Here is a 22,643-nt window from a genome sequence, read left to right as displayed (position 1 = left end):
ACTTTTTGACGATATGAAATGAAGACGCATGTAACTTTTTCCGGCACGAGTTCGTCTATGACATAAACGGGCGGGGCGGTGTACATCTTGCGGGTGGCCAGATATTTTGTGTTGTGGTTCGTCTTTATGTTTCTGTTTACCGGTGCTGTCGTAGGCTTGGAGTATATCGAAGGATACAAGATCACGACGACGGAATATTTCGGCCTTCGTAATGCGGGTTTTGTTCTGATGATCATTCCGATTCTCATATCCTCGCTTCTATACCCGGTGATCGTGCTCCCTTTATCGTGGTTCATGGGCATGATTCGATGGGTCAGAGCTTCACTCATCCTGTATGCCCTGCTGTATGCCGTGATGTGGGCTGCGGTCGGGACAGTGCTGTTCTACGAAAGCTATGATGATCGATTCATACAGGAATATGAACTACATGTCAGCACCGCAGTCTTTCTGTTTGGGGTAATCGGCTTGATCTACGCCGGGATCGAGCGGAAGGTTCTGCGTAATCATCCGGCCGGCTCGGTTTAAGGTTCAAGAAAAGACCATGGGAAGCCATTAGGGCATCCGATGGTCTTTTTATTAAAAATAAAATTTACTCGCCGCTACTGAACTGCATCTCGACAGACTCGCTTGCCGGCGGCAGCTCCATGCCTTGTTCCCAGATCAGAACCCGGTCATCCGGCGTCCCTAAGTAGAGGGCCTTGATCTGTACGCCGTCGCCAAAGCTCTTCTCGTAGGCATTTCGCTCTTCAATATCGTTCGTATAGTACATATTGGACAGTCCCATATCCGCGAATTTTTTAGATTTGATGATGGGACGCTTGGGTGTCACATAGAAGTTTCCTTCCTCATCCGTATCGTAGCTGGCTTGGTTAACATTATAGCCGTCGGTCATCTTCACGTGATAAGCAATGCGCCCATCCTTCAGCTGGCTGATATCGGATACCTGCATCACGCGGGTCGGCACGCTTGTAATGTTCCATTCGAACAGGCCCGCATATGCCAGGAACAAGAGACCGACTGCTAAGCAGCTGATCAATAGACCTTTGGTAAACGAGATCCATTTGGTGCGCGACCACTGGGCCGCAACTTGCCGCAAGCCGGCTCCCTCATCCTTGTTTTGCTCCATCGTTTGGGTGGGCAGCGACATCGGGGAGCTCATATGGCTCAGCACCTCCCGGCAAGCCGGGCAATCCGCCAGATGCTCTTCTACCAAGGTTTTGGTGTCTGCGCTGCATACATCATCATGGTGCAAAGGCAGCAAATCCTGAATAATCTCGCACGATATTCGGCTCACGATTGATTCCCCTCCTTGTATAGGCTTTGGATTTTTTGCTTGGCTCGAAAGAAGGTGACTCTTGCCCAGCTCTCGGTTTTTCCAAACAGCCGGCTGATTTCGCCAAAAGACAATTCCCCGAACACTCGCAGCGTAAACACCTCTTTATACGGCTCGTCCATCCGGTGCAGGATTTGATGGATGCGAAAAGCCTCAGCCCTTTCCACGGTTTGAAATGCGATATCCTGACCGCTGCCGTGGTCGATCTGCGGGGCAGGCTCATACCGCTTTTGTTTATCAAGATAGGAGAAGTATGTATGTTTAGCGATTTGGCATAGCCACACGCTCAGCTTGCATGTGCCTTGAAACGAATCGATATGCTTCAGCGCTTTGAAAAACGTCTCCTGCGTGAGTTCTTCCGCAACATGCTCGTCTCTGCTGAGCGACAGCAGAAACCGATACACGTCTTGAAAGTGTTGATGGTAGATCTGGTGCAAATCCGTCACCTGTTCACCTCCTTGCCTATATGACCGGGTCATGGCCGATTCGTTACAAAAATCCGCGAAAAAAATATTCAGGTTAGTGATCTACTCATAACGGATGCCGTTCGAGGCGGTCTCCAGCGCGGTCCAGTCCAGAATGCGGATAGTCTGTCCGTTTCGTTCCAGGATCCCCTTTTGGGCGAAGGCAAACATTACCCTATTCAAATGTCGGTGCGTGGTGCCAAGCAAGCTGGCAATCTCCCCGATATGGTCGGTTTTCAACTCCATCCCGAAGGAAGGATCCGATCCAGGCGACATGGTGGACATCAGATAGCTGGCAAACCGGTTCTCCACGGAAGCCAACAGATTGACGCGTGAAGCGGTCGTGCAGGTCTGGAGTTTGTAGCTCAGGTGATCCAGCAAGGTGGAGGTAAAGCGGGCGTTCGTCATTTCATGCAGCCTGATATAATCAAACGACAGCCCGATGAACAGGCATTCGTTAACGGCTTCAATCTGGGATTGGACAGGAACGTCTCGAATCAATTCAATATCCCCGATGATGGAAAAGGGATGGCCAAAACGCAGAAGCAGCGACTTTCCGGTTTCGATGCTGGAGGTCACCTTGATTTTCCCTTGCACTAAGAACAACAGGGACTGCATGGCAAAACCCTCATGCAGAATGATCTCGCCGGGCTCGTATTGTTGCAAGGTAAAGGGCGCAGGCTTGCCCAAATCCAGCATGTTTCCGAATTGAAATTGCTCCAGCTTGGCTTTCAGCAATGGTGCATCATGAAGTCGTTTCACGGGTTTCTTTTGCGCTCCCTTCTCATCTGGACAAATGTCCTTCTCATTATACGACCAACTGCTATGATAAGAGCAATGAGAAGATACAGGGGGAACTGGACATGAAATTCGTATTCGATCTGGACGGAACGATCTGTTTTAAAGGTCAGCCGGTTTCGGACGCGTTGTTGAAGGCATTGGAGGAGCTGGTAGCACAGGGGCATGAGGTTGTTTTTGCTTCCGCCCGGCCGATTCGCGATTTGCTTCCCGTCCTTCATGAGCGTGTTCATCACTACCCGATGGTCGGGGGGAACGGCTCGATGGTGGCGGCAGGGGGAGCGCGGATCTCTACGGTCGGCTTTGACGGCGAGGTGCTTCCGGTTCTTCTTCAGCTGTTAACCACGCATAACGTGAGCTACTTGATCGATGGGGAGTGGGACTATGCCTATAGGGGTCCTGCGGACCATCCGATCCGGCTTCACTTGGACCCGCACAAACTGGCCAGAAATGTGCCGCTGCAGGAACTTGAATCCATTGTAAAAATATTGATGCTGACCTCGGATCATATGGCAGAGCTGGAGGAGCGGCTGAGACAGCTGGATGTAGTCGTTCACGCGCACGGAGGGAAGGGGTGCTGGATATTAGCCCAAAGGGGATCCATAAATGGAGCGGGCTCCAGCAGCTGGGCGTGAAGGAGAGAGAGTATATCGCCTTCGGCAACGATGCCAACGATATCTCGATGTTCCGGCATGCGCTGCACGCGGTGATGATCGGCGAGCATCCGCAGCTCGCGCCGTACGCCTCGGAACAATTGCCGCTGGATGAGCAGATCGAGCGCGCGATTGCGGAACGTCTGACGGCGCTCGGGCGGTTATATGCGGTAGCGAGTGTGTAGGTGCGTTATCCAAGCGAATGACCAACTGTCTCCAAACATGATATAGAAAATGGATTTACTTAGGATGGGGCATTCCTCATCTTTTTTTGCTTAGGCTAAAATTAACAAAAAATGTTTAATATTCCGCGATCGTACACAGGAAATATCATGATTCTCGTGTAATTATTTATATTAACTCGCGAGTAGGTTCGTCCGATAAATTAATTATTCCAAGATCGATAAGGAGGTAATTGTGTTGAAGAAAAAACGGCTGTATTTTGCGGCAGCAATGTTGCTCACCCTGAGTTTAGCGATCGCACCCGTCACGCAAGCGGCAGGCATCACGATGCAAGTCAACGGGATAACCAAGCCTTTGGATGTTGCCCCGGTTATGGTCAAAGGCAAAGTGCTGGTGCCCATTAAGCATGTAACCGAAATATTGGGCCTTTCCATTCGGTGGGATGCTTCTGCCAAGAAGATCACAGCCGTTCGGGGCGATACCTCTGCCGAGCTGGTTATGGGCAACGAGTCAGCTACCGTGAAAAAAGGCAGTGCACTCACTAAGGTGAAGCTGGACCAGCCCGCGAGGCTGCTGGATAACAGAGTGATGGTTCCGCTTCGTTTTTTGGCCGAAGTGTTTGGGGCCAAGGTGCAGTGGAACCAACAAAAGCAGCTGGTTAGCATTGCGTACGGCAGTGACGGGGGAGCTCAGGAGCAGGGGCAGCCGGGTCCGGCAGGCCCGCAAGGTCCTAAAGGCGACCCTGGCGAAACAGGCCCGCAGGGACCACAAGGACCTCAAGGGCCCCAGGGTCCACAAGGTCAGTCCGGGTCTTCAGGATCTTCGGGCTCCCAAGGTCCGGCTGGACCAGCCGGACCTAAGGGGGATCCAGGCCCTGCGGGAGCCCCGGGTCCGAAAGGCGATAAAGGAGATCAAGGCGAACAAGGCCCGGCAGGTCCGCAGGGTGAAAAGGGGGATCAAGGGGATCCCGGACCTCAGGGAATCCAGGGCGATAAGGGCGACCTCGGCCCGGTAGGGCCACAAGGTCCGCAAGGGATACAAGGAGCTCAGGGACCCCAAGGCCCCGCAGGTCCAGCGGGGCCTGTTGGACCTGCAGGAGGGAGCTCCACAGGAACTTATGCATACGCAGGGAATACGTCGGGAGGCGTTATTCCAGTACTGCTCGGCGGGACCCCGGTTCCGCTGCCGGACAATCCGAAAGTAGCAGGAATCATGGCAGATGGAAGTTCAACATTGTTTACGGTTCATGAAACAGGGACATATTATATTTCTTATACGATTAATTTAGCATCAGATTTGCTTGCGGGCTCAAGGATTACTCGAAACGGTGTCTCTATCATACAGAGTGACGAAGCTCCAATTAAGTACAAGTCACATTACCACGCCCAGTTTATAGAGCGATTGGATGCAGGAGATGCGCTTAGTCTTCAATTGTATGGTGCATTAGGTGCTGCAACCCTTGCACAAGGCAACGGCGCTTCCCTAACCCTCATCAAATTAGCCGATTAAGATTCGGGTCCAGCCAACCAAAGGCTGGGCTCTTTTTATTTGCGCGGATAGTGGTGTGCGGAAGGATAATCCGCTACCTTCGAGAATATCATGTGGCATAGGCGTGAGGGAAACGGGAAGGTGTTGATGTAGGGGTGTCGACATACGAGTATTATAAAGAGATTTTCGCGGAGATTCCGAAGCCGTTCGCCTTGGTGGATCTGGACATGCTGGACGACAATGCCGAAGCGATTGCACAAGCGGCTGGGGGTAAGAAAGTGCGGCTGGCCAGCAAGTCCATCCGCTCCGTGGACGTGTTGAACCGTATCCTTCGTACGAACCCGATCTTTCAAGGAATCATGTGTTATACGGCAGCGGAGGCCGTATTTCTGGCGGAACAGGGCTTTGACGATCTGCTGCTGGGATATCCGCAGTGGCAGCCGGAAGCCATTCGCTCCATCGTGAATCTGGTCGGCGAAGGTCGCAGGATTACCTTAATGGTGGACAGCGTGGAGCATGTCGAGCACATCGAACAGTTCGCCAAACAACAGCGGACCGTGATTCCACTATGCATCGATGTGGATATGTCGGTCCAATATCCGGGTCTGCACTTCGGTGTATGGCGATCGCCCGTCCATTCGTGGGAGGGCATGTACCCGATAGTGGAGCAGATTATCCGCTCTCCATGGCTCCGCCTGGACGGCATCATGGGGTACGAGGCGCAGGTAGCAGGCGTTGGGGATAACGCAGCCGGTAAGCATATGAAGAATACCATGGTCCGGTGGCTGAAAAGCCGCTCCATCGTTGAAGCGGCCAAGCGGAGGAAAGAAGCCGTGGAGCGGCTTGCCGCCATGGACCTTCGGCTCCGCTTCGTGAATGCAGGGGGAACCGGAAGTTTGGACAGCTCCCGGGAGGAAGCTTGGGTAACCGAAATTACGGCCGGGTCAGGCTTCTATGCGCCGGGTTTGTTCGATCATTATGCCTCGTTCCGTTATAAGCCGGCAGCGGCCTATGCCGTAGAGGTGGTTCGCATCCCGAAGGCAGGGATCGTGACCTGCATGGGAGGCGGCTACACGGCATCGGGTACGGCAGACAAGGATAAACTTGCGAAACCTTACTTGCCTTCGGGATTGAAGCTGTTCCCGCTTGAAGGGGCCGGGGAAGTGCAGACACCGCTGCGTCTGCCTGCCCATGTGGAGCTTGGCCTGGGAGACCCGGTGTTCTTCCGCCATGCGAAGGCCGGCGAGCTGTGCGAACGGTTCAAGGTGCTGTATGCGGTCTCGCAAGGCCGCATCGTAGGCGAATATGCAACCTATCGCGGAATGGGGGAGTGTTTTCTATGAAGCAGGTCCAGTGGTCGAATTGGTCGGGATCGGTACGAGCCAATCCAAGAACGGTGTTGTATCCTGCCTCCATAGCGGAAGTCGAAAAAGTGGTCCGGATGTGCCGGCAGGAGGGCAGGCGGCTGCGAGTGGTCGGTTCAGGGCACTCTTTTACCCCCATTGCGGCATCCGAGGACTGCCTGATCTCCTTGGACAGGATGCAGGGCCTGGTCCATGTCGACGTCGAAGCCCGAACCGCCACCGTGTGGGCAGGGACGAAGCTGAAGCTGTTGGGCGAGCTGTTGTTTCGGCAGGGGCTGGCACAGGAGAACCTGGGGGATATTGATGTTCAGTCCATTGCCGGCGCCATTAGTACAGGGACGCATGGTACGGGCCGGGCCTTCGGGAATATATCCACGCAGGTTGTCGGAATGACGGTGGTCACCGGTACGGGCGAGGTGCTGGAGTGCAGCGGGGAGTCGCACCCCGATTGGTTCAAGGCGCTGCAGGTATCCTTAGGTACGCTCGGCATTATCGTGCAAGTGACGTTGAGGCTTGAGCCGGCTTACAAAATCGAATATGAAAGCCGGAGAATACCGCTCGGCGAATGCTTGAAACAGCAGGCGCGATTGGCGGAGGAGAACCGTCATTTCGAGTTTTATTGGTTCCCTTACGCAGAGCCGTGCCAGATCAAGCTGATGAACAAGACGGACCAAGAGGTGAGGGAGCATCGGATCAAGGATTATATCAGCGACGTGATGGTGGAGAACACCTTCTTTGGTCTGATCTCGGAGCTGTGCCGCAAGCTGCCCAAAGCAAGCCCGTATGTGAGCCGTCTCTCGGCGTCGCAGGTTCCGCTGGGTCGCAAAGTGAATTACAGCCACCGGTTATTCGCGACCCGGCGGCTCGTTCGTTTCAACGAAATGGAGTATAACATTCCCGCCGAGTCGATGAATGCGGTCATTGAAGAGATGCGTGAAGAAATGTCGCGAAACAAGTACCATGTGCATTTCCCCGTAGAATGCCGTTATGCCAAGGGCGATGATATTTGGTTAAGCCCCGCCTACGACCGGGATTCCGCCTATATTGCGATCCATATGTACAAAGGCATGCCGTATGAAGATTACTTCAGTGCGATGGAGCACATCTTCCTGCGGTACGGCGGCAGGCCGCATTGGGGAAAAATGCATCATCTCGAGGCTGCTCAATTGAAGGAGCTGTATCCCATGTGGGAAGCATTCCGCGCGGTTCGGCAAGAGCTGGACCCGGACGGTATCCTGCTGAGCGATTATACGGGCAGACTGCTTGATGTATCCGGGCCGATTTCCGATTCGTTCAGTGATATTGGATAGAATTCACAACAGATTTGATACCCAATTGAAATTGCCGCATAGATCGCATACCTGGTTCGAATCGCCCTTGAGATGGCAGCACCACCTTCCATCGCCCCAGGGCGATTTTTTTTTGTCCACCGCTACTTGTAATATAAGCGGCAGAAACGTGAATAGAGCCATTCCTAAACAGGGAGAATAAGCGTCGGTATGCCGTCCGCATCAGTTCGAACTTGGAGTTGGAAATCATTCCGGATGGACAAGCAGAAGGATCTTCTTTATAATCAATAAATAGTTACCCAAGGTAACTAATTTGAACGGAGGTCTCGAATGGACGCCCACAGACACTTTTTTCATAAATACTTTACGCTGTATCGCCCTTTCGTCAATGAGCTTAATCGTAAGCTCGAAGACTACAACCTGTATTATGCCCAGTGGTCCATCATGTACTATCTGGATTTTTATCAGTCGATGACTCTGGTGGAGCTGTCCAGAATGCTGTACGTGGAGAAGCCCACCGTCACCCGAACCGTCAACGCGCTGATTAAGCTGGAATATGTGGAGCAAATCCCGGTGCGGGATAAACGGGAGAAGCGCATTCAGCTATCCAAGGCCGGAGCTGACGTCTTCCTGCAAATTCGCAAGATATTTGACCAATATGAACAGGAGATTATGGAAGGCGTTTCTGAAGAGGATCAAAGGGCGGTCATCCGGGTGATGGAGACGGTCAGGGACAACATTATTAGAAAAGGTGATTAACTTGGAGCAAGCAGACTCGCGAGAACGATTGTGGAGCAAGGACTTTTTGATTGTGTTCGGCGTCAATTTCCTGCTCTTTTTATGTTTTTACTTATTAGTGGTGATCATGTCCTCATATGCAAAGAATGAGTTTCACGCATCGACGGGAATGGCTGGCCTGGCTTCCAGCATTTTTGTCGTCGGCGCATTGATTGGACGGTTGGTCGGAGGCAGCATCATCGAGCGGGTCGGCCGCAAAAAACTGTTGTTTACCGGTCTGATCGCCTTCAGCGTTCTCATCGGTTTGTACTTCGTCGTAAACAGCTTGAGCGTGCTGCTCGTTGTCCGTTTCTTTCACGGTATCGCCTTCGCCCTTGCCTCAACGGCAACAGGCACGATTGCGGCCAGCCTGATTCCGAATTCGAGAAGAGGCGAGGGTACAGGTTACTATGGCGTGAGCATTATTATCGCTTCGGCAATTGGCCCTTTTATCGGCCTGATGATTAACGAGCATGCTTCGATGATGGCTAACTTTACGCTGTGCGCCGCGCTAGGAGTGCTTTCGCTGCTGTCGGCTTTCTTTATGAACATACCGAAACTGAAACTGACCGCGGAGCAGAAGAAGGATCTGCAAGGGTTGAAGCTATCCAACTTTATTGAGCCGAAGGCGGTGCCGATTTCGCTGGTCAGCTTTGTCATGGGGTTCGGGTATTCCAGCATTTTAACGTACCTGATGATTTTTGCCGGGCAGATCAGTCTGGCCCAAGTGGCAAGTTATTTCTTTATTGTCTATGCTATTGTGGTCATTCTGTCGAGACCGTTCACGGGTCGCTGGTTTGACCAGAGAGGGGCCAATGTGGTGATGTACCCGGCCATTCTATCGTTTGCGATCGGGATGGTTCTGCTCAGCCAAGCCCACCACGGCCTGACCTTGCTGCTCTCGGCCGTATTCGTCGGTCTGGGCTACGGCACGACGCAGTCCAGTGCTCAGGCCCTGGCCATTAAGCGTTCACCGGCGCACCGGATCGGGCTTGCGACATCGACCTTTTATATTTTCGTGGACGTGGGCATCGGGTTCGGTCCCTTTATACTCGGCTTCCTGACTCCGCTTGTCGGTTTCCGGGGCATGTATATCGCGATGGCGGTCCTGCTAGCTGCGGGAATCGTGCTGTATCATATACTGGTTGGGAAAAAAGAAAACGACGGGAATGACGGACATGCGATCGTGCATTCATCAACGATTTAAACTAATGAAAGACTGCCTTCAAGGCAGTCTTTTTTACTTGGGGGCGAGCCGAGAAAGAATGATTTTAATCATTTTTTGCGAATCACAGGGCGTCATCCTATAGTAAAATTAGTCATGATTTGTGATGCTGCCCATTACCGGGCGCATGAAGGAGTGAATGACCCATGGCGCATGCAAATGATGTTCTATTGAATCAGCTGTTAGCGAACGCGAACGATCCCAGCTGGTACGTCCCGTTCCAGCAATCCGTGGAGCAACTGACGGAGGACGAAGCGTTCTGGACGCCGGCCAATGGCTGCCACAGCATTGCGGAGATCATACAGCATCTGCTGTATTGGAACGAAACGTGGCAGACGCGTTACCGCGAATCGCAAGTCGATGCCGTTCCTTCTATTGGAGACAACCACTATAGCTTCATCATCCCGGATAACGCGACTTTTGCCGAGTTAAGGGATCGGCTGCTTGAGGTTTTGCTGCAATGGCAGGAGCTGTTGTCAGCGGCCAAGCTTGAGCAGGAAGTGAACGGATTCCCGGAACCGGCCAAGTGGTGGGAATTGGTGAGTAATGCGGCCACGCACAATGCTTATCATATCGGTCAAATCGTGTATATCCGGAAGCTGCAGAAGAGCTGCAGCCCGTTGGAATGGTAATCCGCTGTTTTTCACGCCTGCACATGAAAAATGCATGGATGGTACCCGAATCATCCCTGGGCCCAACCATGCACCTCGTTTACAACGCTTCTTTGATTACCCGTTTATAGAACATGACCGACAACAAACCGAATATGGAATACAGCGCCGTATACAGGAGCATTACCATAACCATCGGCAGCCACAGCTCGGTTCCGAAGAAGAACCAGCCGGATTTCACGGCGAAGTAACTGTGGGACAAGCCGACGACCAGGGGTATGCCGAAGTTGAACAGCTGTTTGAATTGAATCCCCGCAAGCAGGTTCCCTTGAGTGAATCCCAGTTTCCGAAGGATCGTGTAATTCGGCTTCTCCTCTTCACCTTCGTCCATCTGCTTAAAGTACAAGATGCATCCTGAAGTAATCAGGAAGGTAAGTCCCAGGAATCCCACGATGAACATCATCAAGCCCATATTGCTCTTCTGGTTGAAGACCATTTCCGTCTGAGAGAGGTTCCCTGTTCCCTCGCTAAGGCCGAGGCTCTTAAAGATCTTATTGGCCTGATCCACAGCGTTTGGATCCACAATATCGATGCCGTGATAGACATTAGTCTTCTTCTGGATCTTCGGATCCAAATCCTGAACCAACTTATCGAATATGGTCTGATCCACAATGGCCGTTGGGAGCCCGCCGCTTGCATAATAATAGGATACGTATGCTTCCTTATCCAAGCCGATCAGCTTCTGCTTAAAGCTTTGTTTAGGGCTTATGAGTTCAATTTCCCCTGTGGTCTGAATCGCCATGAATTGCTGGATCGCGTCACTGTAACCCGTGAACAACGTCTCGCCGGGGGAAACATCCTTGTCCTTCACGCTGGCATCACTGATTACCGGGATGATCATGGAACCGGAATCCACTTGCCCAGATACCTCCAGGCTGGCCCCGATAATGTCGGATAGGTCCGCATTCACCTGGATTACGTCCCGTTGGGTCTTCTTAAATTCGATATCTTCATCTGTAAGTGCCTGAATAAATGTGGAAAAATCCTTCTGATCCGCTACCGCAAAATGATTGGGCACGCTCTGCTCGGCCGATTTCTCAGCGGAATAGTACGAAATATAACTAAGAGACAGCAGTCCGATCGCGAGTGCGGACACGGTCGTAATGATCGTTAACAGCAGCGCGTTCGATTTCATGCGGAACATGATGGAGGACAGGGACAGCACATTATTCAGGGACAAGTAACCGCCCTTGCTCTTCCGGATCGCGTTGAATATAAAGCTGACCGACCCTTTATAGAACAGATAAGTCCCGATGATCACCGCCCCCAGGATCAGGATCATGGCCATGAACAGCTCGTTCATGGTGGTGAAATCTCCGCTGAACAGCTTGGTCGACACATAGTAGCCAAGAAGTATGAGTCCGATGCCGAGCAGGCCGAACAGCATTTCGGCGAAGGACATTTTCTTAATTTGGTTCTCGGTCGTCGATACCGCGCGGAAGAGGGATAGAATGCTCTGCCTTTTGATGAACGTATAATTCATGATCATGATCAGCACATAGATGACGGCAAACACAATCACGGTCTGGATGAGCGCCTCGGTCGAGAAGGAGAGGGCTGCTTCGGTGTCTACGCCGGTCACCTTGAACAGGATCATCAGAATTAAGCGCGAAGCCGCGAAGCCGGCAAAGATGCCGATGACCATGGAGCCGAAGTACAGAATCAGGTTCTCCGCACTGAGGATCCGGAAGATCTTGCCCTTGGTCAGTCCGATGAGCTGAAACAGTCCGATTTCCTTGCTGCGCCGTTTGATGAAAATCGTGTTGGCATACAGCAGGAAGATCGCCACGATGGCCACGAGCAGCACGGAGGCGGCTCCAAGCGCAGCCGCTCCCTTTATGGAGCCCTTCGCTTCATCCATTGCGGGATCATACTGCAGCGTGACAAACGCGAAGTACAGACCCACGCTGAAGATCAGCGCAAATACATACAGATAATAGTTCTTGATATTCTTCTTCAAATTCCGGTAGATCAGATAATTAATGTTCATTCTGAACACCGCCTAGCACGCCTTGAGTCTTGATGATGTCGTTGAAGAAGGCCTGCCGGGATTGCTCACCCTTGTTCAGCTGGGTGTAGATCTGACCGTCCTTAATGAAGACCACCCGGGTGCAATAGCTGGCCGCTACGGGGTCATGGGTAACCATGATGATCGTGGAGTCGATCTTCTGATTTAATTCGCTCAGCTTGTTCAACAGATCGGATGCAGACTTCGAGTCCAGCGCACCCGTCGGCTCATCAGCAAAAATAATGCTCGGATCATGGATGAATGCACGGGCCGCGGAGGTCCGCTGCTTCTGTCCCCCGGAGATTTGGTTCGGATATTTATCCTTGAGTTCGTAGATGCCAAGCTCGGTCGCGATTCTTTGGAATTTCTGATCGGCTTCTTTTTTGGATACCTTCTTAATGGAGAGCGGCAGCAGGACGTTTTCTTTGACGGTCAGCGTATCCAGCAAGTTATACTCTTGGAAAATAAACCCGAGATGATGCTTGCGGAACTCGGCCAGCTCCTTCTCCTTGAGGCCCGTAAACTCTTTGCCCTCGATTTTAATGCTGCCGAGGCTCACTTTGTCGATCGAGGAGAGCACGTTCAGCAGCGTGGTTTTCCCGGAGCCCGAAGCGCCCATGATGCTGACGAACTCGCCTTTGTCCACGCGGATGTCGATGCCCTTCAGCACTTCCTGTTTATTGAATTTGTTGCCGTAGCTTTTATGAATTTGGTTTGCTTCAAGAATTGCCAATTTCACTCACTCCTTTGTTATCTGTCCTTATCATAAAGGAGTCGAGGGCCCTTTTCCTTCGATTCGCCGAACAAAGCGCAAAAGCATGTGACATTGTTGTCACATGCCGGTAATGCTAACGAAATCATTCCGTTTCGGAAAGATCAAGGTAAAGGTTGTGCCGACGCCCGGCTTTGATTCTACCTGGATCCGGATCATCAAGGCCTCGGCTACTTTTTTCGTCAGATAGAGCCCCATGCCGGTTGCGGCACGATCCTGATGCGAGGTGGTGGACGTGAAGCCTTTATCGAAAATCCGGGGCATGTCCTTCGGATCAATGCCGCGTCCGGCATCCCGAATGATGAGTCTGACATGTTCGGCCACGAGATCGCTCTCGATGTTAATGTCCGAAGCGGAGCTGTATTTGACCGCGTTGGTCAACAGCTGGCGGATGATAAAGCCCAGCCATTTGGCGTCGCTCAGCACTTCCGCTGCCTGCAGGGAAACGTCAAAGCCGATGCCCTTTTGCATGCACCAGGTTTTGAGCCCGCGGATCTCCTGAAAGATGATCGGCTCAAGGGCGGACACCTCGATCAGCAGATCGTTCTGAATAAAAGGGATGCGCTTCTGGTGCAGCTGCTGGTCAAGCAGTAGGTGAATGCGGAGCCATTCATACTGGAGCTGCGCTTTCAACGTTTCGTCTTCCATGCGTTCGATCATCAATTGCATCGTGGTGAGCGGCGTTTTCACTTCATGAATCCAGGATAACAGCTCGTCCTTCTCCCCTTGCATCTCCATCAGGCGCATGGAGGATTCCTTCTTGAAACGCTCGGTCTGCAGGGAGAGCATGTCCATGGCAATCGCCTCAAAGGGGTGCTCCGGCTCGCTGATGGCGGCTAAGTCGTAGGTGTCGTCCCATGCCTGGAGACTTTTGTAGAACTTGGTTTCCCGGTTGTATCTGACGAACAGAAACACCAGGAAGAACAGCGTCGACAGAAACACGATATAGAGGATGGGCAGGAACGGGATTTGGGCGTCCATCGCGGCTATAAACAGAAGCATCACCTGCAAGAACACGAATAACAGAATCCAGCTTAGCCGTTCCCGGATATAGGCCATCATCATGCGTGGGCCTCTTCCGTAGCGATGTAACCTTGTCCCACCTTGGTTTCGATGTAAGGGTCAAGTCCCAAGGGCTCCAGCTTCTTGCGAAGACGATTCACGTTGACCGTTAACGTATTATCGCTGACAAAATGCTCGTTGTCCCACAGGCTCTTGATCAGGTCCTCCCGGCTGACGATCTGGTTCTTGCGCTCCATGAGGATCTTCAGAATGAACATTTCATTCTTTGTCAGTTCAGCGGTGCCCTGAGGGCTGCTTATCGTATTTTTGCCGAATTCGACAGTGGCTCCCCGCCATGTTCTCAGCTCGGTCCGCTCGGTGTTGTAATTGTATACCCGGCGCAGGGTGGCCTGGATTTTGGCAATCAGGACATCGAAGTGAAACGGCTTCTGAATGAAATCATCCGCACCCAGCTGCATCGACATCACCATATCGGTGGGATGATCCCGGGAAGACAGGAATATAATCGGGACGTTGGAGTGGGAACGAATCATTCGGCACCAATGGAACCCGTCAAACTTCGGCAGCTGGATGTCGATAATGACCAGGTCGGGCTGAATCGCCGTGAACTCCTGGAGTACGGCGCTGAAATCGTGGACGCCATAAACGTCATACGACCATTGCGAGAGGCGCTCCTGCACTTCATGGAACAGTGTCGCGTCGTCTTCGATCAGCATAATTTTAAACAAGAGATTCACCACGCTTTATAGGTTGTTCAAGCCGCACTTCATGAATGTGCGCTGTTCTGTCATGATTTTCATTCCCCAGTGTATAGCAAAAAGTCGATAAATGCTATCTTGAGGCGCCTTCCCATGTGCATACATGACGAGGCTTAAATACCTATTTACAAACATTTCCTCCCTTCCCATAATAGAAATGAGCCTATGACCTGGGAGGGGACGAATATCAAAATGTATAAGAAGTTCAAATGGTTGACCGTACTCATTGCAGCCGTGTTGGTCGTTATGACAGGATGTCAGGCCGTCGGGGGACTGGATATCAACAAGGCGATGCTGACCAGTCTTGATGTGAAATCCAGCGAATCCAGCGCAAGTATTCGATTCGAGGTGGTGCCTGCGGACAAGGCCCTATCGTCTGAAGATAAAGAAGCGATTGATCTTATTAATTCCTTATCCTTAAATATTGACCATGCCATCGTGGAGGATAGCAATACGGTGTCCATGCAAGGCAGCGTTCATTATTCGGACAAGAAGGTTCCGCTTCATCTGTCCATGGATGCCAAGGGAATGGCGATTCAACTGGACGGGGCGAAGCAGCCGTTCTATCTGTCGATGGATACAACCGTTCCGGGAATGCCTGACACCAGCCAGTATGAGCAGGCGATTCAAGATGTCGTGAAGAAGGCGGCAGGACTTGTGCTGAAGCATTTCCCGAACCCGTCCAAAGTTTCGGTGAAGCCGGTCCAGGAGAAGGTGAACGGAGAGAGCTTGAACCTGACGCATCTTCAGATGGAGCTTACGGGCGAAGAGATTTTGAACATGGTTAAGCCTTTTGCCGAAAGTCTGCTTAAAGACGAAGCCGGCTTGAAGCAGGTAATCGGTGATGCTTATGATGCCATTTATCCGATGATGACCAGCATCGGCGAGGCATACGGCGAAGACGTTGAACTCCTGCCGCAGGAATCCAAGGAAGAGGTCGTTGCGTCGCTTTACGAGATCGTGCACGGCGCGCTGACCGAATTCACGGAGAACTATGATGAGCAGAAGGAACAATTATTGGAGGAGCTTCCGGGATCCGAAACCGTCTTCGGCAAGGATACGACCCTTAAATTGGACTACTATTTCGACGAGCAGCTGAATACGCGAAAGAATGCGCTGGAGCTGACCGTCGCGCTTCCGGTATCCGAGGACCTGCCATTGAAGGCCGTCAAGGTGTATTCCGAAGGTGAGGTCTGGAATATCGGCGGCGCAGTGAAAGCCAATAAGGTCGATACGTCCAAAGGCGTGCTCGATGTCCTGAATGATTCCGTGACGCCGGGTCAAGTGCTGCGGAACTTCGAGAAGGATTCCCTCATCTACAACGTGCTGAAGGATGATCTGAAGATCACGCAAAAGTCGATGTATTTGAATATCTCGAACGAGGATTTTGGATACGGCGCCATCAAGAAGAACCATCAGAGCTTCGTTCCGCTCCGTTACCTGGCAGATCAGCTGGATGCCGAAGTGAAGTGGACCAAAGGCTCGAATAAAATTATAGTCATCAATGATTTGACGGGAGAAGAAATCGTGGTGACCGTAGGCTCCAAAATAGCCAGCGTTGGCGGTAAAAGCGTGACGCTGCCGGAAGCGCCATTCGTTCATAGCAACGGATCTACCTACGTTCCGCTCCGGTTTATGGCCGAAGCGCTCGGCGCAACGCTTCATCTCGAGGGAGATGGCTGGATATCGGTCGAACGCGATTAACGATAATTTTTATCGATAACGGTCGGCAATGCCGATGCTGTTATGAAAGAATGCAAGTTGAAGTATATATAACGGGGCTGTTTCCCGTCATCCGGGGATGACGGGAAACAGCCTTTTTGTTGTTACCCTCCTTCATCGCGCTAACTGTACCGGTACAGTTAGCGTTATTTCAAATCGTAACGAAGTCCTTCGTGCCGTAAGATAAATAGCAAATGCTCCGGCCCTCCCGGTTGGACATAAAAAAGAGAAGATGAAGGAGATACACATATCATGAATCTACCGCATACAAGCCGTGCCTATGCCGCCGCTTTGGGATATACGGCCATCATTGGTTTTTCGTTTATGTTCGTAAAGCTGGCCCTGGTCCATGCTAACCCGCTGGATACGCTGGCGCATCGGTTTACCCTTTCGTTCTTAGCCGCATCGCTGGGGCTCCTCATTGCCCGCAGAAAGGTCCCGATGGACCTGAAGCGGCTGCTGACCATCGTGCCGCTGGCCATATTCTATCCGTTCCTGTTCTTTACGCTGCAAACCTTCGGATTAGTCTATACCAGTTCGGCCGAGGCCGGGATTATTCACGCTACCGTACCGATCTTTACGCTGCTCTTGGCGTCGCTGTTCTTAAAGGAGCGCTCCAGCTGGGCACAAAAGCTGTTTACCGTGCTGTCGGTGACAGGGATCATCTCCATCTTTGTGTTGAAAGGCGTGTCCTTCGAGCAATCGAGCACCCTCGGGATTGTGCTGATTCTGCTCTCTGCGCTATCCAATGCCATTTACAGCGTGATGGCCCGCAAGATGACGCAGAAGCAGTCGGTACTGGATATCACCTTCATCATGTCGATGATCGGATTCGTGCTGTTTAACCTGATGTCCGTTGCTCAGCATGCGGCGCAAGGGACGCTGGTCCATTATTTTGACCCGTTTATGCACTCATCCTTCGTGTGGTCGGTTCTTTATCTCGGCGTCTTGTCCTCCCTGGGAACATCGCTCCTGTCCAACTATGCCTTGTCCCAGATCGAGGCGTCCCGGATGGGCATCTTTAACAATCTGGCTACCGTTGTCACGATTTTTGGAGGCGTCGCCTTCCTGAATGAACAGCTGGCTTACTATCATGTCATCGGGGCAGTGCTCGTGATTATCGGCGTGATCGGGACCAGCCTTGCAGGCAGAGCCGGGAACGCTAAGAAACGGCTGGCCCGGAACGAATCCAAGCCTGCTTAATCCGGGCTGCTGCAAGCTGTAGAGAAATTGTAGAACTTCATCAACGAGTATTATGCTAGAAGGGTCTCTTCCAATAAATTTGTCAGCGAAGGGTCATCGCGAGCTCTGGAGAACCACTTTTGTCAGTCCCTATAGAAATGGGCTTGAGATATTAGGCAATACCTAATAAAATTAGGTGTGAGCTAATATTTTGATGAACGGGAGGGTGACCCTTTGCTCGAATGGATGTTACGTAACGTGATGGCAGAGAGAGGGATATGGTCGGGAGCGGCTTTGGCGCGGCTGATGAAAGAGAAGGCGGATTACAGCCTGTCGGCTGCTTCCATTAGCGCATTGCTGACGAACCAGCCCAGGCAGATGAAGGCAGAGACGTTAGATGCCCTTTGCACAACCTTAGAGTGTACTCCAAGTGACTTATGGGTGCATACACCTCCTTCCAAAACTAAGGGGGCTTAAGAGAATGACGGTGAAACCTATTGTGCCATTCGGCGATCCCATCCTGCGCAAAATTGCCCGGCCGGTCGATACCGTGAATGCCAGAGTATTAAAGATACTGGATGATATGGTCGAGACGCTGTACGACAGCGATGGGCGCGCCGGCCTTGCCGCACCGCAAATCGGCATTTTGCGAAGGCTTATTGTCATGGACTGCGGAGAAGGGCTGATCGAACTGATTAATCCTGAAATCGTGGAGATGGACGGGGAACAAATGGGCCCTGAAGCGTGCCTCTCCTATCCGGGCTACTACGGATACGTAAAGAGAGCCGACAAAGTGACGGTGAAGACATTGAACCGGCAAGGCGAGACGGTAATCCTGAAGGGCGAGGATTATCTGGCCAGATGCATGCAGCATGAGATTGATCACCTGAACGGCATTTTGTTTGTGGACCATGTTCGGGATGGGTGGTTGTATCATGAGGAGACGCATCGACGCATCGAGCTGTTACCCGTCATTGGATTATCCAATACAGGCTCATAGCGTCCATGTAGAGAGAAAGGCGAAATGAATAGAACGGCCGGATCGGATGTCCGGCTGTTTTTTATTGGTTATGGCTGCGAATGTTGATGCTTGACGGAAGAGGAAAGCCGTGATAATATTATCTCAAATTAAAGATGTTTTAAATCGAAATAATAAATGAAACAGATTCGACACACACTTTAGATATAAGAGACGGAGGCGTTTAACTATGAACGGATTAAAAGGAATTCACCACGTAACAGCCATTACGAGCAGTGCTGAGAAGAACTACGAGTTCTTCACCTATGTGCTGGGCATGCGGCTCGTGAAGAAGACGGTTAACCAGGACGATATTCAGACCTACCACCTGTTCTTTGCGGATGACAAGGGCAGTGCAGGCACGGATATGACCTTCTTCGACTTCCCGGGTATTCCGAAGGGCAGACACGGTACGGACGAGATCTACAAAACCTCGTTCCGTGTTCCTAACGATGCAGCGCTGGACTATTGGGTCAAGCGATTTGATCGGATGGACGTGAAACATCAAGGCATTCAAGAGTTATTCGGCAAAAAAACACTCGCTTTTGTTGATTTCGACGATCAGCAATATCAACTCATCTCCGACGAGAACAATGAAGGCGTGGCTTCGGGAACGCCTTGGCAGAAGGGGCCGATTCCCTTGGAGCATGCGATTACAGGACTTGGCCCGGTCTTTGTGCGGGTGTCCAATTTCGATCATTTCAAAGAAGTGATGGAGAAGGTGCTTCAGTTTAAGGAAATCGGCAAGGAAGGCTCGCTTCATCTGTTTGAGGTAGGTGAGGGCGGCAATGGCGCGCAGGTCGTTGTCGAGTACAACGTCGTGCTCCCGCGGGCCCAGCAGGGCTTCGGTACCGTTCACCACGCGGCCTTCCGGGTAGAGGACCGTTCGGTGCTGGAGCACTGGATCAAGCGTCTGGACGACTTCCAATTCCATACGTCGGGCTTTGTCGACCGCTATTTCTTCCAGTCCCTGTACGCACGCGTCGCGCCGCAGATTCTGTTCGAGTTTGCCACCGACGGTCCGGGCTTCATGGGGGATGAGCCGTATGAAACGCTGGGCGAAAAATTGTCCCTGCCTCCATTCCTTGAGTCGAAGCGCGAGCAGATCGAGAGCATGGTTCGCCCGATCGATACGGTGCGCAGCACGAAGGAATTCGTCAAGGAATGATGCAATGAATCTCAAGAAGCAATCCGCTTGTTCATGACAAGGGCGGATTGCTTTTTTTGTACCACCGAAATAACGGATCTTACGGTCATTCTCATGTATCCGAACCGAAAGGATGGTCCACGATGTACAGCCAGCTTCCATCGGGCTGTTGTCTTACGATCTCGGAGGTATGTCCTTGCAGCACCAGCGGTTGGCCATCCGGATCGGTCGTTTGCAGGGAGAACCGAGCACGCAGCATAGCGATATTTTCAAACGGAATACAATATACATTGGTGGAGACCATCGTACCTTTGAGCCGCAGCAGCTCCTCCAACGTATGGCGGAAGGAATGGATTCCGATTTCCAGGCTTCCGTTTCGGTGGACATGAACGCTGTTCGGTTCATACAGTGCCAGCAGCTGATCGATATCCCCGCTATTATAAGCGTCTGCAAAGGCTGCATTCATATCTTCCGGCTTCCATACGGGTTTTGAAGGATTTGATGGTTTCATTGTATCTCCTCTTTCTGTAAGATGATAATCAATAGCCTATCTGAAAAAGAAAGCCAGGGTAAGTACGCAGAATAATGTGACCTAGTCATCAATTCATGACCAAGGGAGTTGAGGAATAGCAAAATGCCCTATCAGGATGAGAGTTTCGGGTGTCCGGCTGAAGTCGGCCTGCACATGATTAGCGGAAAGTGGAAGCCTCGAATTCTATATGAGCTGTTTCAGGAAACCCGCCGTTTCGGTGAGCTTCACCGGAAAATTCCTGAAGTATCGCGGCACGTGCTGACCTTGCAATTACGGGAGTTGGAGGAGGACGGCATTGTGAAGCGGACCGTGTTTCATGAGCTGCCTCCTAAGGTAGAGTATTCGATCACGGAGTTTGGCCGACAGTTTGAAGCGGTACTGGAGCAAATGGTCATTTTGGGCCAGCAGTATATCGGATCTCAACAAGATTTTAAGGAGAAGTAACGATAATGATAGCTTTGATCAGATGAGTACCCGATGCAGCACACATTCAGCGATTAAGTACATCAATTCTGGTTTAAATACAAATACTGTATGGGAAAACGATGACTTATCTGCTGAGGTGGAGCTTGTGAAAGGGAATTTATTGAAGAATATCGTGTTTTCGGTATCAGCTGTCATTATTGCCGTGTTGGCTATTCTGGGGGCCGTCAAGCCCGGGGCTTTTGGTGAAGTGGCAGGGTATCTGTACAGATTTACAACGAATACGTTCGGCTGGTTCTATATGCTCTCGATCTTTGCGATTATCATATTTCTGATCTGGGTTGCGGCCAGCAAATACGGCACCATTCGCCTTGGCGGAGATAAGGAGAAGCCCGAGTACCCGTTCTTTACCTGGATCGGCATGCTGTTCTCCGCAGGATTTGGCGTCGGGCTGGTGTTTTGGGGTGTGGCCGAACCCATGAGCCACTTTTTTAAGACGCCCTTCGGAGGCGTCGAAGCACAAGGCGTCGAAGCGGCACGCGTGGCTATGGGCTATTCCTTTTTTCACTGGGGGATAAGCCAATGGTCCGTGTTTGCCCTAGTCGGGCTTGTGATTGCGTTTCTGCAGTTCCGTAAGCAGAAGGATGGGCTGGTGTCTACCGCGCTGGAGCCTGTTACCGGTTCAAAGCGCAGCGTCAAGAATGTGATTGATATCCTGGCGGTCATAGCAACGGTCATGGGTATCGCTACTTCGATCGGACTTGGCGTTCTGCAAATGAGCGGCGGGTTGAATACCATTATGGGAATTAACAATGGCGTAGGGCTGCAGTTATTGATGCTGGGGATTATTTTTGTAGCTTACATGATCTCGTCGACGACGGGATTGGACAAGGGGATTAAATACTTAAGCAACCTGAACCTCGGGATGGCGCTAGCCTTTTTATTGTTTGTGTTTATCTGCGGACCCTCCGTATTCATCTTGGAGACGTTCACATTAGCGCTTGGCGACTACATTACGAATTTCGTTTCGTACAGTTTAAGGCTCCAACCCTATGCGGAAGGCACGTGGGTACGGGAATGGACGATATTCTACTGGGCGTGGGCCATTGCTTGGTCGCCGTATGTGGGAGCCTTCGTGGCGAGGGTATCCAAGGGAAGAACGGTTCGCGAATTCATTGTGGGCGTGATGGTTGTACCGCCGGTCATTGCCTGTCTCTGGATCGCCGTGTTCGGCGGAACGGCCATCTGGTTTGACCTGCACGAGAACACCGGGATAGCGGCAGCCGTTAACGCGGATGTCACGTCGGCGCTGTTCCAATTGTTCAACCAATTGCCTTTCGCTTCCGTCATGAACGTGCTGGCGATTATACTTATACTGACGTTCCTGGTAACGTCCGCGGATTCGGCAACGTATATATTAGCCAGCATGACCACTTATGGCAGCTTGAACCCTCCCCAAACGGCAAAAATCGTGTGGGGCACGCTGATGGCAGCCATTGCCGGCGTCCTGCTGTATGCAGGTGGCCTTGAAGCCTTACAGACCGCTTCGCTGATTGCGGCATTGCCGTTCACCGTACTGCTGCTTCTGATGATCGTTGCGGTAGTGAAACTGCTGAGCCGAGAGCCGCTTCCGATTCGCAAAGCCGATCTGAAACGGTTTCGCCGTCTCGAAGAGGCAGCAAACCGTGGGAAGAAGTGAGACAAGCGCGAGGTACAGCAAAGTCGGAAGAATTGGATTCAAGAGGGCACTCATGCGGTGTCCTCTTTATTTTTATGAAAATGAGCCCGGATATGACAGCAGCCATAGCCAAAC

The 22,643-nt window shown here is 51.7% G+C and carries 22 protein-coding genes and 1 pseudogene; 15 read left to right on the top strand and 8 right to left on the bottom strand.

Annotation, left to right across the window (positions count from 1 at the left end):
- Window positions 1-93: 93 nt before the first annotated feature.
- Window positions 94-525: a hypothetical protein gene (locus MHI43_RS31295; RefSeq protein ID WP_235201607.1), complete on the top strand. Its 432-nt coding sequence runs from the start codon at window positions 94-96 to the stop codon at window positions 523-525.
- A gap of 64 nt (window positions 526-589) precedes the next feature.
- On the opposite strand, the gene MHI43_RS31290 is transcribed toward MHI43_RS31295, so the two are convergent.
- The 3 genes from MHI43_RS31290 to MHI43_RS31280 form a co-directional block, all read right to left on the bottom strand.
- A complete protein-coding gene (locus MHI43_RS31290; RefSeq protein ID WP_036659450.1) occupies window positions 590-1,294 on the bottom strand; it encodes a zf-HC2 domain-containing protein in 705 nt (234 codons plus the stop codon).
- Window positions 1,291-1,779, bottom strand: coding sequence for an RNA polymerase sigma factor (locus tag MHI43_RS31285; protein WP_015737988.1), 489 nt, complete (start codon window positions 1,777-1,779; stop codon window positions 1,291-1,293). The genes MHI43_RS31290 and MHI43_RS31285 overlap by 4 nt, the downstream gene beginning before the upstream one ends.
- Before the next feature lie 81 nt (window positions 1,780-1,860).
- The gene (locus MHI43_RS31280) at window positions 1,861-2,559 is read right to left on the bottom strand and encodes a cyclic nucleotide-binding domain-containing protein (RefSeq protein WP_015737987.1); all 699 of its coding nucleotides are present in this window, start codon (window positions 2,557-2,559) and stop codon (window positions 1,861-1,863) included.
- Between the two features lie 101 nt (window positions 2,560-2,660).
- Here MHI43_RS31280 and MHI43_RS31275 point away from each other — a divergent pair.
- The 7 genes and pseudogenes from MHI43_RS31275 (at window position 2,661) to MHI43_RS31245 (ending at window position 10,206) form a co-directional block, all read left to right on the top strand.
- Window positions 2,661-3,433: pseudogene (locus MHI43_RS31275) on the top strand (HAD family hydrolase).
- A 232-nt stretch (window positions 3,434-3,665) separates the two neighbouring features.
- Window positions 3,666-4,940 carry a stalk domain-containing protein gene (locus tag MHI43_RS31270; RefSeq protein ID WP_036659448.1) on the top strand — a complete coding sequence of 425 codons (1,275 nt, stop codon included), beginning with the start codon at window positions 3,666-3,668 and terminating at the stop codon, window positions 4,938-4,940.
- Between the two features lie 134 nt (window positions 4,941-5,074).
- Window positions 5,075-6,262: an amino acid deaminase/aldolase gene (locus MHI43_RS31265; RefSeq protein WP_036659446.1), complete on the top strand. Its 1,188-nt coding sequence runs from the start codon at window positions 5,075-5,077 to the stop codon at window positions 6,260-6,262.
- Window positions 6,259-7,593 (top strand): D-arabinono-1,4-lactone oxidase, encoded by a 1,335-nt coding sequence (locus tag MHI43_RS31260; RefSeq protein ID WP_036659444.1) that lies wholly within the window; start codon window positions 6,259-6,261, stop codon window positions 7,591-7,593. Before MHI43_RS31265 ends, MHI43_RS31260 begins: the two co-directional genes overlap by 4 nt.
- A 309-nt stretch (window positions 7,594-7,902) precedes the next feature.
- Window positions 7,903-8,331: a MarR family transcriptional regulator gene (locus MHI43_RS31255; RefSeq protein ID WP_036659443.1), complete on the top strand. Its 429-nt coding sequence runs from the start codon at window positions 7,903-7,905 to the stop codon at window positions 8,329-8,331.
- Window positions 8,324-9,556 carry an MFS transporter gene (locus tag MHI43_RS31250; protein ID WP_051425265.1) on the top strand — a complete coding sequence of 411 codons (1,233 nt, stop codon included), beginning with the start codon at window positions 8,324-8,326 and terminating at the stop codon, window positions 9,554-9,556. The genes MHI43_RS31255 and MHI43_RS31250 overlap by 8 nt, the downstream gene beginning before the upstream one ends.
- Before the next feature lie 164 nt (window positions 9,557-9,720).
- Window positions 9,721-10,206, top strand: coding sequence for a DinB family protein (locus MHI43_RS31245; protein ID WP_036659440.1), 486 nt, complete (start codon window positions 9,721-9,723; stop codon window positions 10,204-10,206).
- A gap of 79 nt (window positions 10,207-10,285) precedes the next feature.
- Here the strand turns inward: MHI43_RS31245 and MHI43_RS31240 are convergent, their stop codons facing one another.
- The 4 genes from MHI43_RS31240 to MHI43_RS31225 all read right to left on the bottom strand — a co-directional run bounded on the left by MHI43_RS31240 (window position 10,286) and on the right by MHI43_RS31225 (window position 14,776).
- The gene (locus MHI43_RS31240) at window positions 10,286-12,235 is read right to left on the bottom strand and encodes an ABC transporter permease (protein WP_036659438.1); all 1,950 of its coding nucleotides are present in this window, start codon (window positions 12,233-12,235) and stop codon (window positions 10,286-10,288) included.
- A complete protein-coding gene (locus MHI43_RS31235) occupies window positions 12,225-12,986 on the bottom strand; it encodes an ABC transporter ATP-binding protein (RefSeq protein WP_009591195.1) in 762 nt (253 codons plus the stop codon). Before MHI43_RS31235 ends, MHI43_RS31240 begins: the two co-directional genes overlap by 11 nt.
- Window positions 12,987-13,085: 99 nt before the next feature.
- The gene (locus MHI43_RS31230) at window positions 13,086-14,090 is read right to left on the bottom strand and encodes a sensor histidine kinase (RefSeq protein ID WP_036659437.1); all 1,005 of its coding nucleotides are present in this window, start codon (window positions 14,088-14,090) and stop codon (window positions 13,086-13,088) included.
- On the bottom strand, window positions 14,087-14,776 hold the full coding sequence (locus MHI43_RS31225; protein ID WP_036659436.1) for a response regulator transcription factor: 690 nt from the start codon (window positions 14,774-14,776) through the stop codon (window positions 14,087-14,089). The genes MHI43_RS31230 and MHI43_RS31225 overlap by 4 nt, the downstream gene beginning before the upstream one ends.
- Before the next feature lie 222 nt (window positions 14,777-14,998).
- Between MHI43_RS31225 and MHI43_RS31220 the strand changes: the two genes are divergently transcribed.
- The 5 genes from MHI43_RS31220 to MHI43_RS31200 all read left to right on the top strand — a co-directional run bounded on the left by MHI43_RS31220 (window position 14,999) and on the right by MHI43_RS31200 (window position 19,896).
- Entirely contained in the window at window positions 14,999-16,510 is a 1,512-nt protein-coding gene (locus MHI43_RS31220) for a copper amine oxidase N-terminal domain-containing protein (protein WP_036659435.1), read from the top strand.
- A 270-nt stretch (window positions 16,511-16,780) separates the two neighbouring features.
- Window positions 16,781-17,731 carry a DMT family transporter gene (locus MHI43_RS31215; protein WP_036659433.1) on the top strand — a complete coding sequence of 317 codons (951 nt, stop codon included), beginning with the start codon at window positions 16,781-16,783 and terminating at the stop codon, window positions 17,729-17,731.
- Window positions 17,732-17,944: 213 nt separating this feature from the next.
- Window positions 17,945-18,187: a helix-turn-helix transcriptional regulator gene (locus tag MHI43_RS31210; RefSeq protein ID WP_036659432.1), complete on the top strand. Its 243-nt coding sequence runs from the start codon at window positions 17,945-17,947 to the stop codon at window positions 18,185-18,187.
- 4 nt (window positions 18,188-18,191) lie between these two features.
- Entirely contained in the window at window positions 18,192-18,710 is a 519-nt protein-coding gene (gene def / locus MHI43_RS31205; RefSeq protein ID WP_036659431.1) for a peptide deformylase, read from the top strand.
- Between the two features lie 208 nt (window positions 18,711-18,918).
- On the top strand, window positions 18,919-19,896 hold the full coding sequence (locus MHI43_RS31200) for a ring-cleaving dioxygenase (protein ID WP_036659429.1): 978 nt from the start codon (window positions 18,919-18,921) through the stop codon (window positions 19,894-19,896).
- A 91-nt stretch (window positions 19,897-19,987) separates the two neighbouring features.
- On the opposite strand, the gene MHI43_RS31195 is transcribed toward MHI43_RS31200, so the two are convergent.
- Window positions 19,988-20,386 carry a DUF4440 domain-containing protein gene (locus tag MHI43_RS31195; RefSeq protein ID WP_036659427.1) on the bottom strand — a complete coding sequence of 133 codons (399 nt, stop codon included), beginning with the start codon at window positions 20,384-20,386 and terminating at the stop codon, window positions 19,988-19,990.
- Between the two features lie 123 nt (window positions 20,387-20,509).
- Between MHI43_RS31195 and MHI43_RS31190 the strand changes: the two genes are divergently transcribed.
- Window positions 20,510-20,851, top strand: coding sequence for a helix-turn-helix domain-containing protein (locus tag MHI43_RS31190; protein WP_036659426.1), 342 nt, complete (start codon window positions 20,510-20,512; stop codon window positions 20,849-20,851).
- A gap of 127 nt (window positions 20,852-20,978) precedes the next feature.
- Window positions 20,979-22,529: a BCCT family transporter gene (locus MHI43_RS31185; protein ID WP_036659424.1), complete on the top strand. Its 1,551-nt coding sequence runs from the start codon at window positions 20,979-20,981 to the stop codon at window positions 22,527-22,529.
- The last annotated feature ends 114 nt before the right edge of the window (window positions 22,530-22,643 follow it).

The organism is Paenibacillus sp. FSL H8-0457, assembly GCF_038051935.1.
Taxonomy (GTDB): domain Bacteria; phylum Bacillota; class Bacilli; order Paenibacillales; family Paenibacillaceae; genus Paenibacillus_AQ; species Paenibacillus_AQ lautus_A.
Note: the sequence above shows the minus strand (reverse complement) of the source record. Positions and strands in the feature narration are given on the sequence as shown.